This window comes from Sphingomonas sp. GW821-FHT10F11, from assembly GCF_058809095.1.
Genome location: NZ_JBXASH010000014.1, coordinates 17,117 through 31,614, shown reverse-complemented (window position 1 = coordinate 31,614; position 14,498 = coordinate 17,117). Strand labels below are relative to the sequence as shown.

12 protein-coding genes are annotated in these 14,498 nt (G+C 67.4%); 11 read left to right on the top strand and 1 reads right to left on the bottom strand.

The window, feature by feature from the left end:
- Positions 1 to 14 precede the first annotated feature (14 nt).
- From AC1RT8_RS23950 to AC1RT8_RS23910, 9 genes are all read left to right on the top strand, one after another.
- A complete protein-coding gene (locus AC1RT8_RS23950) occupies positions 15 to 506 on the top strand; it encodes a (2Fe-2S)-binding protein (RefSeq protein ID WP_493078994.1) in 492 nt (163 codons plus the stop codon).
- Positions 503 to 2,656 (top strand): xanthine dehydrogenase family protein molybdopterin-binding subunit, encoded by a 2,154-nt coding sequence (locus tag AC1RT8_RS23945; protein ID WP_493078993.1) that lies wholly within the window; start codon positions 503 to 505, stop codon positions 2,654 to 2,656. Before AC1RT8_RS23950 ends, AC1RT8_RS23945 begins: the two co-directional genes overlap by 4 nt.
- Positions 2,653 to 3,264: an Isoquinoline 1-oxidoreductase subunit gene (locus tag AC1RT8_RS23940; protein ID WP_493078991.1), complete on the top strand. Its 612-nt coding sequence runs from the start codon at positions 2,653 to 2,655 to the stop codon at positions 3,262 to 3,264. The genes AC1RT8_RS23945 and AC1RT8_RS23940 overlap by 4 nt, the downstream gene beginning before the upstream one ends.
- Complete coding sequence (locus tag AC1RT8_RS23935; protein WP_493078989.1) at positions 3,261 to 4,175, top strand: crotonase/enoyl-CoA hydratase family protein; 915 nt, start codon at positions 3,261 to 3,263, stop codon at positions 4,173 to 4,175. The genes AC1RT8_RS23940 and AC1RT8_RS23935 overlap by 4 nt, the downstream gene beginning before the upstream one ends.
- 115 nt (positions 4,176 to 4,290) lie before the next feature.
- Positions 4,291 to 5,445: a fumarylacetoacetate hydrolase family protein gene (locus tag AC1RT8_RS23930; protein WP_493078988.1), complete on the top strand. Its 1,155-nt coding sequence runs from the start codon at positions 4,291 to 4,293 to the stop codon at positions 5,443 to 5,445.
- The gene (gene xylB, locus AC1RT8_RS23925; protein WP_493078986.1) at positions 5,442 to 6,254 is read left to right on the top strand and encodes a D-xylose 1-dehydrogenase; all 813 of its coding nucleotides are present in this window, start codon (positions 5,442 to 5,444) and stop codon (positions 6,252 to 6,254) included. The genes AC1RT8_RS23930 and xylB overlap by 4 nt, the downstream gene beginning before the upstream one ends.
- On the top strand, positions 6,238 to 7,137 hold the full coding sequence (locus AC1RT8_RS23920; protein ID WP_493078985.1) for an SMP-30/gluconolactonase/LRE family protein: 900 nt from the start codon (positions 6,238 to 6,240) through the stop codon (positions 7,135 to 7,137). Before xylB ends, AC1RT8_RS23920 begins: the two co-directional genes overlap by 17 nt.
- A gap of 40 nt (positions 7,138 to 7,177) precedes the next feature.
- On the top strand, positions 7,178 to 8,584 hold the full coding sequence (locus AC1RT8_RS23915; RefSeq protein WP_493078984.1) for a sugar porter family MFS transporter: 1,407 nt from the start codon (positions 7,178 to 7,180) through the stop codon (positions 8,582 to 8,584).
- A 1-nt stretch (position 8,585) separates the two neighbouring features.
- Complete coding sequence (locus AC1RT8_RS23910) at positions 8,586 to 9,443, top strand: aldose 1-epimerase (RefSeq protein WP_493078982.1); 858 nt, start codon at positions 8,586 to 8,588, stop codon at positions 9,441 to 9,443.
- A 5-nt stretch (positions 9,444 to 9,448) separates the two neighbouring features.
- Here the strand turns inward: AC1RT8_RS23910 and AC1RT8_RS23905 are convergent, their stop codons facing one another.
- Positions 9,449 to 10,606 (bottom strand): serine hydrolase domain-containing protein, encoded by a 1,158-nt coding sequence (locus tag AC1RT8_RS23905; RefSeq protein WP_493078981.1) that lies wholly within the window; start codon positions 10,604 to 10,606, stop codon positions 9,449 to 9,451.
- Positions 10,607 to 10,775: 169 nt separating this feature from the next.
- Between AC1RT8_RS23905 and AC1RT8_RS23900 the strand changes: the two genes are divergently transcribed.
- Complete coding sequence (locus AC1RT8_RS23900) at positions 10,776 to 12,983, top strand: TonB-dependent receptor (RefSeq protein ID WP_493078979.1); 2,208 nt, start codon at positions 10,776 to 10,778, stop codon at positions 12,981 to 12,983.
- Positions 12,970 to 14,484: a PepSY domain-containing protein gene (locus AC1RT8_RS23895; protein WP_493078978.1), complete on the top strand. Its 1,515-nt coding sequence runs from the start codon at positions 12,970 to 12,972 to the stop codon at positions 14,482 to 14,484. Before AC1RT8_RS23900 ends, AC1RT8_RS23895 begins: the two co-directional genes overlap by 14 nt.
- The last annotated feature ends 14 nt before the right edge of the window (positions 14,485 to 14,498 follow it).

The window sequence follows — 14,498 nt, the reverse complement described above, 5'->3', positions numbered from 1 at the left end:
AAGGGAGACGCTGCATGGCGACCGAGTTCCTCCTGAACGGGGTCAAGACCTCGTTCGACGGCGATCCCGATACCCCGCTCCTCTGGGTGCTGCGCGATCATCTCAAGCTGACCGGCACCAAATATGGCTGCGGCATCGCTCAGTGCGGGGCGTGCACCGTGCATCTCGACGGCAAGAACCGCCGTTCCTGCGTCACGCCGATCGGCACCATCGCCGGGCGCAAGGTCGTGACGATCGAGGGGGCGACCGACGCGCGCGCGGAGGCAGTGAAAGCTGCGTGGGTCAAGATCGACGTGCCCCAATGCGGCTTCTGCCAATCGGGCCAGATCATGTCGGCGATCGGTCTGCTCGCCGCCAAGCCCAGGCCGACCGATGCCGATATCGATCAGGGCATGGCCGGCAATATCTGCCGCTGCGCGACCTATGTGCGGATCCGCCAGGCGATCAAGGATGCCGCGAACGCGGCGGGCAAGGATGCCGCGAACGCGGCGGCGGTGCCGGCATGACCGCGCTTCCTCCCGCCAGCCGCCGCGAGTTCCTCGCCTCGTCGGGCCTCGTCATCGGTCTCGCTTTGCCGATGGGCCGCGCCGCTTCCGCCGCCGCGCCGGGCGCGCCCTTTGCTCCCAACGCCTTCGTCCGCATCGCCGCCGACGACAGTGTCACCGTGGTGATCAAGCATATCGAGTTCGGCCAGGGACCCGCCACCGGCCTCACCACGATCGTCGCCGATGAGCTCGATGCCGATTGGGGCCAGATGCGCATCGAATTCGCGCCGGCCAACGACCCGCTCTACAAGAATCTCCTGTTCGGCACGATGGGCACCGGCGGCTCGACGGCGATCGCGAACAGCTGGATGCAGATGCGCAACGCCGGCGCCGCCGCCCGTGCGATGCTGGTCCAGGCCGCGGCGAAGCGCTGGAAGGTGCCCGCCGCCGAGGTGAAGGTGTCGAAGGGCGTGGTCAGCCACGGCAAGAACCAGGCGCGCTTCGGCGAGCTGGCGGCAGACGCCGCATTGTTGCCGGTGCCGGAAAAGCCGGTGCTGAAGACGCCCGATCAGTTCACCCTGATCGGCACCGACGTGCCCAAGATCGACAGCCTCGCCAAGTCGAACGGCACCGCGATGTTCACCATGGACATATCGCGGCCCGGCATGGTCAACACCGCCATCCTTCATCCGCCGGCGTTCGGCGGCACCGTGAAGTCGGTCGACAAGGTAGCGGCATTGGCCGTGCCAGGCGTGGTCGCGGTCGAGACGATCCCGCAGGGCGTGGTGGTCTATGCCAAGGATACGTTCGCCGCGATGAAGGGCCGCAGCGCCCTCAAGGTCGAATGGGACTTAAGCAAGGCCGAGAAGCGCTCGACCGAGGATCTGGTCAGGACCTACAAGGCCGCCGCCGCGACGCCGGGCAAGCAGGTCGAGGTCAAGGGCGATGTCGCCGCCGCGCTCGCCGGCGCGGCGAAGACGATCGAGGCGACCTATGTCTTCCCGTTCCTCGCGCACGGCCCGATGGAGCCGATGGATGCGGTGATCGAGCTGGGCAAGGGCCCCGACAAGAACAGGGCCGATGTCTGGATGGGCAGCCAGTTCCAGGTCGGCGACATGCAGGCCATGGCCAAGGCGCTGGGCATCCCGTTCGAGGGCATAACGCTGCATGAGCAGTTCGCCGGCGGCTCGTTTGGCCGGCGCGCGACGCCCGACCAGGATTTCGCGGTGGAAGCGGCGCTCGCCGCCAAGGCCTATCCCCAGGCGCCGGTCAAATATGTCTGGAGCCGTGAGAATGATATCCGCGGCGGGCGCTACCGCCCGCTGGTCGTGCATCGGGTCAAGGGCGGGATCGATGCCAAGGGCGATCTGGTCGGCTGGGACCATGTCGTCGCCGCGCAATCCTTCTTCGCCAACACGCCGATGGCCGCGATGGGGATCAAGGACGGCATCGACGAATCGATCGTCGAGGGCGTGGCGCAGAGCAGCTATGCCTGGCCCAATTACCGGGTCGGCAGCCATATCATGGAGAATGGCGTGCCGACGCTCTGGTGGCGCTCGGTGGGCAACACCCATACCGCCTATGCGGTCGAGACCTTCCTCGACGAACTGCTCGCGCTCGGCGGCAAGGATGCCGTCGAAGGCCGCATCGCATTGATGAAGGAGGACCGCGCCAAGGGCGTGTTGAAGCGCGTCGCCGAGATGGCGGACTGGGGCCGCAAGCCAGCCGAGGGCCGCGCCTTCGGCATCGCCGCGCACAAGAGCTTCGGCAGCTATGTCGCTCAGGTCGCCGAGGTGTCGAAGGGCGCCGATGGGCTGCCCAAGGTCCACAAGATCTGGGCGGCGGTCGATTGCGGCATCGCGGTCAACCCCAACGTCATCCGTGCGCAGCTCGAAGGCGGGATCGGCTACGGCCTCGGCCATGCGCTCTACAGCGAGCTGACCCTCGGCGAGGGCGGCCGTGTGGCGCAGGGCAATTTCGATACCTATCGCTCGCTGCGGATCGGCGAGATGCCGGATGTCGAGGTCGCCATCATCAAGTCGGGCGAGAATCCGACCGGGGTGGGCGAACCCGGCCTGCCGCCGCTTGCCCCCGCCGTCGCCAATGCCTGGCGCAGGTTGACGGGCAAGGCGGTCCGCCGGCTTCCCTTCGCGCATGGAGAGAATGCATGAACCCGCGCCTTCTCGCCCTTGGCGTGGCGATTATCGCCCTGCCGGTCGCCCTGGTCGCGCGCGAGGCGCCGCCGGCGCTCAAGGCTCCGGCCGCCTTTGCCGGCATCGCCGACAAGGATGCCCGCTCGGTCGCCCTGTTCCGCGAAATGGGCAAGGTCATCCAGAGCCCGCGCTGCATCAACTGCCACCCGCGTACCGATCGGCCGCTCCAGGACGACGACATGCACCCGCACAGCCCGCCGGTGGCGCGCGGACCGTATAATTTCGGGGCGTCGGGCATGGAATGCACCACCTGCCACGGCCGCGAGAACGTCACCTTCGCCAATGGCGAAGGCAGCATTCCCGGCAATCGCAAATGGAGCCTGGCACCGATCTCGATGGCATGGGAGGGCAAGTCGCTCGCCGAAATTTGCGAGCAGATCAAGGATCCGGCACGCAACGGCCACAAGACGCTCGACCAGCTGATCGAGCACAACACATCCGATGTGCTGGTCGGCTGGGGCTGGAACCCGGGCAAGGGCCGCACCCCGGCGCCCGGCACCCAGGCAGAGTTCGGCGCGCTGACCAAAGCATGGGTCGAAAGCGGGGCGAAGTGCCCGGCGGCATGAGCCGGGACTTCGCGACGATCCGGCTGGAAACGGATGCGGAGGGGATCGCCACGATCACGCTCGACCGGCCGGACAAACTCAACGCCTTCAACAAGGCGATGCTCGACGACATGCTCGCTGCGTTCGACGCAACCGATGCGGACGATGCCGTCCGCGCGGTGATCGTCACCGGCAGCGGCCGGGCCTATTGCGCCGGCGCCGATCTGTCGGAAGGCGGCGCGACCTTCGATTACGAGAAGCGCGGCGGCCGCTGGGCCGACGGCGCGTCGCCGGTGGACCAGGACGGCGGCGTCGACTGGTCGAACCCGGCGGTGCGCGACGGCGGCGGCATGCTGAGCTTGCGCATCTTCGACTCGCGCAAACCCGTGATCGGCGCGATCAACGGCCCGGCGGTCGGCGTCGGCGCGACGATGACCCTGCCGATGGATTTCCGCCTGGCGAGCGACACGGCGCGATTCGGTTTCGTCTTCGCCCGGCGCGGGATCGTGCCCGAAGCGGCCTCGACCTGGTTCCTGCCGCGCCTGGTCGGCATCGGCCAGGCGCTCGAATGGTGCTATTCGGCGCGTCTGTTCGATGCGGCCGAGGCGCTCCGCGGCGGCCTGATCCGCAGCGTCCACGCGCCCGAAGACCTGCTCCCCGCCGCCCGAACTCTCGCGCGCGACCTGACGGCGGAAAGCGCGCCGGTCTCGATATCGGTGATGCGCCGGATGCTCTGGGCCGGCCTCGGCGCGCAGCATCCGATGGATGCGCACCGCCTCGAAAGCCGGGTCATGTGGTTGCGCGGCGCCAGCGCGGATGCGCGCGAAGGCGTCGGGGCGTTCCTCGAAAAACGTAGGGCCGTCTTTCCTGACCCTGTGACCGAAGCATGGGATGATTTCGCCGACTGGTTCGACCGCCCACGTTACCGGTGACCTTCGCGCCGGTTTTGCACACCTCTCTCCGCGTTTCCATGCCATTCCAGGCCTTGACAGGGCATCCATGGCGCTCAATGGTAGCGCTATCAATAACGTGGTTGAGCGGAGCGGGATGTCTGACGGGGGCTTTGCGGTGGCGGATGCGCTGCCAGCGGATTGGCGCGAGGGTCTGTTTGTCGGCCGGATCGCCAGCGCGGAAGGGCCGAGCCCGGTCCTGATCGCCGGTGGCGTCGTGCACGACATGGCGACAGTGGCGCCGACGGTTTCGGCATTGATTGAGGACAAGGCGTTCGATGCGAGCGCCGGCGTGGCGCTCGGCGACCTCGAGTCGCTCGGCCTTGGCGTGGGCGAAGGGGCGGCGCTGCGCCTGCTCAGCCCGATCGACCTGCAATGCGTCAAGGCAGCCGGCGTGACCTTCGCCGTCTCCGCGCTGGAACGCGTGATCGAGGAGCGCGCCCGCGGCGATGCGGGTGCTGCGGCCGATGTCCGCGCCCGGCTCGAGGACATCATCGGCGGCAGCCTGCGCGCGGTCGTGCCGGGCTCGCCCGAGGCAGCCGCGATGAAGACCGCGCTGATCGAAGACGGCATGTGGTCGCAATATCTCGAAGTCGCGATCGGCCCCGATGCCGAGGTCTTCACCAAATCCCCCGTGCTCTCGACCATCGGTTATGGCGGCGAGATCGGCGTCCGTTCCGACTCCACCTGGAACAACCCCGAGCCCGAGATCGTGATGCTCGCCGATTCGACCGGTGCCGCGGTCGGCGCGACGCTCGGCAACGACGTCAATCTGCGCGACTTCGAAGGCCGCTCGGCGCTGCTGCTCGGCAAGGCGAAGGATAATAATGCCTCCTGCGCACTCGGCCCGTTCGTCCGGCTGTTCGACGCAGGCTTCACGCTCGACGATGTCCGCCAGGCCGAAGTCGAGCTGCTGATCGAAGGGCCCGAGGGGTACCGCCTGACCGGCACCAGCTCGATGAACCAGATCAGCCGCGATCCCGAGGCGCTGCTCAGCCACACGATGAGCGAGCATCAATATCCCGACGGCTTCGTGCTGTTCCTCGGCACGCTGTTCGCGCCGACCCAGGACCGCGACGTGCCGAACCACGGCTTCACCCACAAGACGGGCGATGTCGTGTCGATTTCCACGCCGCGCATCGGGCGCCTCGTCAACCGCGTGACGACCTCGAAGGCGGCACCCCCCTGGCAATTCGGCATCGGCGATCTGATGCGCAATCTCGCGCGTCGGGGCCTATTGGCCGCATCATGACGACCATATTGGAGACTGAATCCGTGCTGCAGGCAAAAGCCGCTGGGGCAACCGGCGCAAATTATCCCAGCCTGGCCGACAAGCGCGTCATCATCACCGGTGGTGGCAGCGGCATCGGCGAAGGCCTGGTCGAGGCCTTCGTCGCGCAAGGGGCCAGGGTCGCGTTCGTCGACATCGCGGACGCCGCCAGCCAGGCGGTGGTGGACCGGCTGATCCCCGGCGCGAAGCACGCCCCGCTTTATCGCAACTGCGACCTGACCGACATCGCGTCGCTCAAGCGCGTATTGGCCGAGCTCGAGCAAGGCCTTGGCGGCGTCGACATATTACTCAACAACGCCGCCAATGACGACCGCCACACCATCGACGACGTCACCCCGGAATATTGGGACGAGCGCATGGCGGTGAACCTCCGCCACCAGTTCTTCGCGGCGCAAGCGGTGGTGCCGGCGATGAAGCGCGCGGGCGGCGGTGTGATCCTCAATTTCGGGTCGATCAGCTGGCATCTCGGCCTGAACGACCTGGTCCTGTACCAGACGGCCAAGGCGGCGATCGAAGGCCTGACGCGCAGCCTGGCGCGCGACCTCGGCCGCGCCAATATCCGCGTCAACACGATCGTGCCCGGCAACGTCCAGACGCCGCGCCAGGAGAAATGGTACACGCCCGAAGGCGAAGCGGAGATCGTCGCGGCACAGTGCCTCGACGGCCGCATCCAGCCCGGCGACGTCGCCGCTTTGGTGCTGTTCCTCGCCTCGGACGATGCGAGGATGTGCACCGGTCACGATTATTTCGTCGATGCCGGCTGGCGCTGAGATGGTCGCGGGCGCGCCGCGCCGGGTGTGCGGCGTCGGGGCGACGCTGGGCGAAGGACCCGTCTGGGTCGCGCGCGAAAACGCGCTGTGGTTCGTCGATATCAAGGAGCAGCGGATCTACCGCTTCGACCCCGCCAGCGGCGATCTGAAGCACTGGGACGCGCCCTCGCAGATCGGCTGGGTCCTGCCCGAACGCGGCGGGGGCTTCATCGCCGGGCTGCAGCGCGGTGTGGAGCGGTTCGATCCGGCGACCGGCGGCTTCACCCCGCTGCATGCGCCGGAGGCGCATCTGCCCGGCAACCGCCTCAACGACGCGACCACCGATGCGCGCGGCCGCATCCTGTTCGGCTCGATGGACGACAGTGAAACCGATCTGACCGGCCGCCTCTACGCGCTCGATACGGCCGGCGTGAAGGATACCGGCCTGCCGCCGGTGTGCATCACCAACGGCCCGGCCGTCTCGCCCGACGGCAGGATGCTCTATCACACCGATACGCTCGGCAAGATCATCCACGCGGTCGCGGTCAATGACGACGGATCGCTCGGCGCGATGCGAGTCTTCGCGACGATCGAGGAGGGTGCGGGCTATCCCGACGGTCCGGTGGTCGACAGCCAGGGCTGTGTCTGGACCGGCCTGTTCTTCGGCTGGGGCGTGCGCCGCTATGCACCGGACGGCGCATTGCTCGAAACGGTCAGGCTGCCGGTGTCGAACGTCACCAAGATCGCGTTTGGCGGGCCCGACCTGATGACAGCGTACGTCACGACCGCACGCAAAGGGCTGGACGCGGCCGCTCTGGCGGGGCAGCCTGAGGCCGGAGACCTGTTCGCGTTCGATGTCGACGTGCCGGGCCTGCCGGTCGCCGAGGCGGTGGTTTCCAGCTGACCGCCTGAGACGAAAAGAAAAATGGAGAGGGGATTAGACGATGGCAAGTAGAGGCACGGAGCAGGCGAACAACGGGTTCATCGCCCTGATCGTCGCGGTGGCGACGATCGGCGGATTCATGTTCGGCTATGACAGCGGCGTGATCAACGGCACGCAGGACGGGTTGCGCGCCGCCTTCAACCTCAGCGACCTGTCGCTGGGCGTAGCGGTTGCCGCGCTCCTGCCCGGTTGCGCCGTTGGCGCCTTCCTTGCCGGCCGCCTGGCCGACCTGTTCGGCCGCCGCGCGGTGATGATGAGCGCGGCGCTGATCTTCATCGGCAGCGCGATCCTCGCCGGTGCCGCAGGGTCGGAAGAACTGTTCATCGCGGCGCGCTTCGTCGCCGGCCTCGCGGTCGGCGCGGCCAGCGTCATCTCGCCCGTCTATATCAGCGAGGTCACCCCCGCGGCGATCCGCGGCCGGCTGTCGAGCGTTCAGCAGGTCATGATCATCGCCGGCCTTACCGGCGCGTTCCTCTCCAACTATTGGCTGGCCGCCACGGCCGGCGCGTCGACCGAGACCTTCTGGCTCGGCTATCCGGCCTGGCGCTGGATGTTCTGGATGCAGGTCATTCCCGCCGGCATCTATTTCCTGGCGCTGCTGCTCATCCCGGAAAGCCCGCGCTATCTGATGCTCAAGGGCCGCGATGCCGAGGCCGGCACCGTGCTGACCAAATTGTTCGGCAGCGCCTTTGCCGGTGAGAAGGTCCGCGAGATCCGCGAGAGCTTTGCCGCCGACCATCATCGTCCCAAGTTCAGCGACCTGCTCGATGCGAACGGCCGAGTCCGCAAGATCGTCTGGGCGGGCATCGGCCTCGCCGTGTTCCAGCAGCTCGTCGGCATCAACATCGTCTTCTATTACGGATCGGTGCTGTGGCAGGCGGTCGGCTTCAGCGAGAATGACGCGCTGCTGATCAACATCCTGTCGGGCAGCCTGTCGATCCTCGCCTGCCTGTTCACCATCGCCACGATCGACCGGATCGGCCGCAAGCCGCTGCTGCTGGTCGGCTCGGCCGGCATGGCGGTGACGCTTGCGATCATGGCGTGGTGCTTCTCCACCGCGATCTTCGTCGACGGCAAGCTGCACATGGCGGACGGGGTCGGCACGGTCGCGCTGGTCGCCGCCAATCTCTACGTCATCTTCTTCAACCTCAGCTGGGGGCCGGTGATGTGGGTGATGCTTGGCGAGATGTTCCCGAACCAGATCCGGGGCTCCGGCCTCGCGGTTTCGGGCTTTGCTCAGTGGATCGCCAACTTCGCCATCTCGGTCAGCTTCCCGGCGCTCGCCAGCGGGGTCGGCCTGCCGATCACCTATGGCTTCTATGCCGCGAGCGCGCTGATCTCCTTCTTCTTCGTGAGGGCGATGATCAACGAGACGCGCGGCCGCGAGCTCGAGGACATGGAAGGCTGAGATGATCGAGCTTTCGGGCGCGGGGTGGGCGCTGACGCTCCTCCCCGCGCTCGGGGGCGCGATCGGCGCCCTGCGCTACAAGGGCACCGACATTCTCCGCCCCACGGCGGATGGCGCCACCGACCCGCTGCACAGCGCCTGTTTCCCGCTCGTCCCTTATGCCAATCGCATCGCCGGGGGGCGTTTCAGCTTTGGCGGGCGCGACGTCGCGCTGCCGCTCAATTTCGGCGACCACCCCAATAGTCTGCACGGCTTCGGCTGGCAGCGCCCTTGGGAGGTGGTCGAAGCCGGCGCGGATCGGGCCCGGCTGACGCACGTCCATGACGGCGGCGATGGCTGGCCGTGGCGCTACCGCGCCGAGCAATTGTTCGAACTGGGCGGGGATGGGCTGCGCGTGATCCTGACCCTCGCCAACGCGTCGCGCGAGCCCATGCCCGCGGGCATCGGCCTGCACCCCTATTTCGCGATTCCGCCGGGAACCCGCCTTCGCCTGAACGCGGCGCGGCTGTGGTTGACCGACGACGTCCAGATCCCGAGCGCGCCGGCCGCCGTCGACCATTTCGGCGACTGGGTGGCGGGCGCCTCGATCTCCGACGCCGGCTTCATCGATCATAGTTACGAGCAATGGGACGGATTCGCGACGCTCGACCGCGGCGACCATGTCGTCCGCCTGACCGCCGAGGGTGCGCGCGACCTGCACCTCTTCCATCCGCAGGGCGAGCGCTTTTGCTGCCTTGAACCGGTCAGCCACCTCCCCGACGCGTTCAATCGGCCGGGCGCGCTGTTCGACCTGCTCCCGCCCGGCGGATCGCTGATGCTGTCGATGCTGATCGGGGTGGAGCGGAACCGGGGCGCGTGACGAGCTCAGCCGCGATCATTTGATCGAGTCCTTCGGCCGCCAGGACCTCGCTCAGCAGCACCCAATGCGCGGCGGATGGAGATCGCCAGGTTCTTCAATGCCGTTTCGCTGCCCTCACAGGCGTCGTTGGCCAGCAGGACAAAACCTGCTTGCTCCCTGGGATAGAGGACCATCTGGCTGGTCTCGCCGAACGTTCCGCCGCCATGCCAGAGCATCGGCGCCCCATCGTCTTCGCCGATATTCCAGATCAGCCCCTGTCCGTCGCTCGGCGTACCGCGGATCGATCGGTGCGCCAGGGCGATGACGGGATCGCGCTCGTCGAGCTGCCATGCGAGATAGCGCGCCATGTCCCGTGGAGTCGAATAGAGACCATAAGCGGCGCCCGCGCTGCCGTCGTGATAGGGCTGGACATGGGCGGTGCGGCTGTACGGCGTCACCAGGCGCCGGCGCATGCCTGGGGTCAGCGCGAAGCCGGTATCCGCCATCTTCAGCGGGCCGAGGATGTCGCGCTGGAGCAGCCGGTCGAGCGGCGCGCGGTACACCGTTTCCAGTCCATAGCCGATCACGCGGATGCCGATGTTCGAATAGGCGAAGCTGGTGCCCGGTGTCGTGCGAAGCGTGACGCGGCGGAGCGCCGCGAGCGACCGGGCTCGTCCGAATCCCTTGTTCAGCGCAGCCAGCTGATCGCCGATACGGTCATAGTCGGGCCGCGCCATCAGGGCGTCGCTGTCGGGCAAGTCGCGCTGCAGCCCGGACGTGTGGGTCGCCAGGTCCCGCAGGGTGAAGGATCGCCCGTCCATGGCCAGATTCGGATAGCGCTCCGGCAGATAGGCACGGAAATCATCGTCCAGCTTCATGCGCCGCTCGGTCACTGCGCGGGCCGCCAGGGCTCCGGTGAAGGTCTTGGTCACCGATGCCAGCTCATAGACGCTGTCGGGTGTCGGCCGTTCCACGCGATCCCGGCGGGTCGAGCCGTAATCGAAGAGGTACGATCGGCCGCCGATCCGCGCCACCACGGACAGGCCGACATGACATTGGTCGGCCATGTATCGGCCGGCGGCGACGTTCACCGCGTCACCTATCTGCGCCGCCCGGCCACTGTCGGGCGCGGCCAGTGCCGAGGTCAGGCAACCGAGAACCAGGGGGAGCGCGATCAGCTTCATCGGCCCTGTTCTATCTTGCCGAGAGCGACGTTTCGATAGCGAAGGCGAGCCGCCCGTTACCGCTCCGGGCGCAACGTTACGAACGATCGTCGCAACCGTTATGAACTGGCGGCGCCCCGCCTCCCTTGCAAGGCCGATCCCCACAGAAACCAAATGGGGGGGAAGTATCATGGATTTCACCAATCGCGCCGGCACCACGGCCCGCGGCGTTTGCGCCCTGCTGGCGCTGGGCGCCGCGACTCAGGCACATGGCCAGGAGGTCCCGCCGCGGGACCGCAGCGGGGAAGACATCGTGGTGGTCGGGCTTACCGACAGGCTCGTCACCCCTACCTCAACCGGCAGTCGGCTTGGCCTGACGGCGCTCGAGACGCCAGCGAGCATCGCGCAACTCGACGGCGACGAGGTGCGTGCCCGAGCTGACCTCACCATCGTCGATGCCGTCACCCGCGCGCCCGGTTTCACCAGCGTCGCCAACCCCGGCAACGGCTCCACCGCGCTCGCGGCGCGCGGGTTCAGCGGACAGGGCTCGGTGCTTCAGCTCGTCGACGGGATCCGGCTGTTTCCCGTGGCGGGCACCATCACCTTCCCGACCGATCCCTGGAATATCGACCGGATCGAGGTGCTGAGCGGCCCGGCATCGGTCCTTTATGGTCAGGGCGCGCTCGGCGGCGCGGTCAACATCATCACCAAGGTGCCGAACGGGAAGCGTACCGAACTCCAGGCGGAGGCAGGCTATGGCTCGCAGAATAGCTGGCACCTCGCCGCCGGCGCGGGCGGGCCGATCAATTCCGTTCTGTCGTACCGGATCGATGCCAGCTACCGGCAGTCGGACGGCTATGTCGATCGTGGACGATCGAGCAGCCTGGCGCTGTCCGGCGCGTTGCGCTTCGCCCCGACCGACAGGTTCTCGCTGACCTTGCGGCATGATTATGGCGATCAGCGTCCCATGCGCTATTTCGGCACGCCGTTGATCGACGGTGCGCTCGACCCGCGCATTCGGGACGAGAATTACAATGTCGCGGATTCGGCGATGCACTTCCGCGACAACCGCACCACGCTTGCGCTGGAATGGGGCGTCAGCGACGCCGTCACGATCAGCAACACCGCCTATCGGCTCACCAGCAAGCGCTTGTGGCGCAATCTCGAAAGCTATTGCGCGGTCGCCGCCGACGGCTTTTGCCCCAATGGCTATAATGGCGATCCGCAGACGCCGGGCCTGATCTACCGCACCGACAATTACGGCATCGTCCATGATCAGACCCAATGGGGCGACCAGGGCACGGTCAGGATCGCCACACCGATCGGCGGCGGGCTGTCGAACGATCTTGTTGTCGGTTTCGACGCCAATCTGATCAATCTCACCTATTCGCATGATTTCGGGTCGGACCTGCAGGAGGATCAGGTCGATCCGTTCAATCCGGCGCCGGGCCTGTTTCTCGATACCCAGGGCATCGCCCCGCGCTATCGCACCCGCACCGCCGAATTCAGCCTGTTCGCCGAGGATCGCCTGAAGCTGAGCGAGCGGTTTTCGCTGGTCGCCGGCGTCCGGCACGAGCGGGACCGGGTGACGCGCTATAATTTCGTCTATGGAGCGGGCGGGGCGGTGAGCGAGGTCAATGCCTTTCCGCTGGGCCAGACGGCGCGGGAGATGTCCAACACGACATGGCGCGTCGGCGCGGTCTATCAGCCGATTCCGACCGTCTCGCTCTACGCCCAATATTCCACCGGGGTCGATCCGCTCGGCACGCTGACGACCTATACGACCAGCGGCGCGCAATTCTTCTTCACCAACGCGACCGGCGACCAGGTGGAGGCGGGGATCAAGGCGAGCTTCCTCGGCGGGCGCGGCTCGGCCACGCTTGCCGCCTATCGCATCGTCAAGAAGAACCTCGTCGCGCAGCGCACGCCGACGAGCCCGGTCGAACAGATCGGCCAGCGCTCGGCCAAGGGCATCGAGGCATCCCTGTCGCTCGCGCTGCCCGGCAGCTTCGGGATCGACGCCAACGGTACGGTGCTCGATGCGAACTATGACGACTTCATCAGCGGCGGCACCAGCTACACCGGCAACACCCCGCCGGGCGTTCCCGAGACGGCGGCCAATCTCTGGCTGACCTGGAGCGGCATGAAGAAGGTCCAGGCGCGCGCCGGCCTGCGTTATGTCGGCCGCCGCTTCTCCGACGATGGGAACCGGTTCCGGGTGCCGGGCTATGCCGTGGTCGATGCCGGGCTGAGCTATGCGGTAACCGACAATATCGCCGTGGATGCGCGGATCTATAATCTGTTCGACAAGGATTATGCGGCCACCACCTATAATGACGAGCAATGGCTGCTTGGCCGTCCGCGATCGGTCGAGGTCGCGTTTCGTGTCCGCTTCTGAGCCGACCAAGCGGCTGGGCCATCGGCTCAAGCGCTGGCTGTATTTGACTCATCGCTGGATCGGCATCGTGAGCTGCCTGTTCTTCGCGATGTGGTTCCTGTCGGGTCTCGTGATGATCTACGTGCCCTTTCCCGCGCTGGGAAAGGCCGAGCGGCTGGCGGGCCTGCCGCCGATCGACTGGTCCCTGGTCCGTTTCTCCCCCGGACAGGCACTGCGCGCGGCGGGGCTCGATGCTCCGCCGCGCGCCCTTTCGCTCGAGATGCGCGCCGACCGCGCCGTCTGGCGCGTCCTTCCCGCGCTCGGCGATGAGATCGATATCGGGGCCGCTGACGGCCGCCGGCTGGGCGTCGCGGGCCGGGACGAGGCCCGGCGCGCCGCCGAACTGTTCGCCGGCGTCCCGACGACGTCGCAATCCCTGATCATGCGCGACCAATGGACCGTCCCGGGCAGCTATGACCGGCACCGGCCGCTGTGGAAGCTGTCGCTGGCGGGGGCTGGCGGGCGGGTGCTCTATGTTTCGTCGCGCAACGGGGCGGTGGTGCTCGATACCAATGCCCATGAACGCTTCTGGAACTGGCTCGGCTCGGTCCCGCACTGGCTCTATCCGACGATCCTGCGGCAGGACAATGCCGCCTGGCGGCAGGTCGTGATGTGGGTCTCGGGGCCCTGCATTCTGGGCGCGGTGGCCGGGCTGTGGATCGGCGTGCTGCGGACCCGCCCGGGTCGGCGCCGCTTCCGCGATGGTCGGATGACGCCCTATCGGGGCTGGATGCGCTGGCACCATATCGCCGGCCTGGTCGGGGGTCCGTTCCTGCTCGCCTGGATCTTCAGCGGATGGCTGTCGGTCGATCCTTTCCGGATCTTCGCGAGCGGCGGCGTCGGGGACTCGGCGCTCGCCGGCTATGAACGGCCGGGCGCGCCGCCGGCCCTGCCGCTCGGGCGGCTGGCCGCGGCGGCGCCGGGAGCACATCGGATCGAGCTGCGCTGGCTGGCCGGAAGGGCGATGCTCGTCGCGCAAGGCGCGCCATCCGGATTCGTCGTGATGGACGCCGTCACCTTCGCCCCGATAAAACCGAGCGAGGCCGGGATACGGGCCGCGGCGGCCGTCCTGGTGCCGAATGCCCGCATCGTCGCGGTCGAGCGGCTGACCGCGCCCGACAGCTACTGGTACGGCATTGACGAGCAACCGCCACTGCCCGTGCTGCGCGTCAAGTTCGACGATGCGGCGGGCACCTGGGTCCATATCGATCTTCGCACCGGTGCCGTGCTCGGTGACATCGACGCGCGGGGCCGGGTCTATCGCTGGCTGTTCGACCTGCTGCACAAATGGGATCTGAACGTGCTGACCCGGCAGCGGCCCTTGTGGGACATATTGCTCTGGCTGTTGTCGATCGCGGGGATCGTGACATCCGTCAGCGGCATCCGCGTTGGCTGGACCAGGTTGTTTGGGCGGAAGCCCGTGACGAAGCCCGAGGGGGCGGGCACGACGCGGCGGTCATGACCGCGCACGGGCGG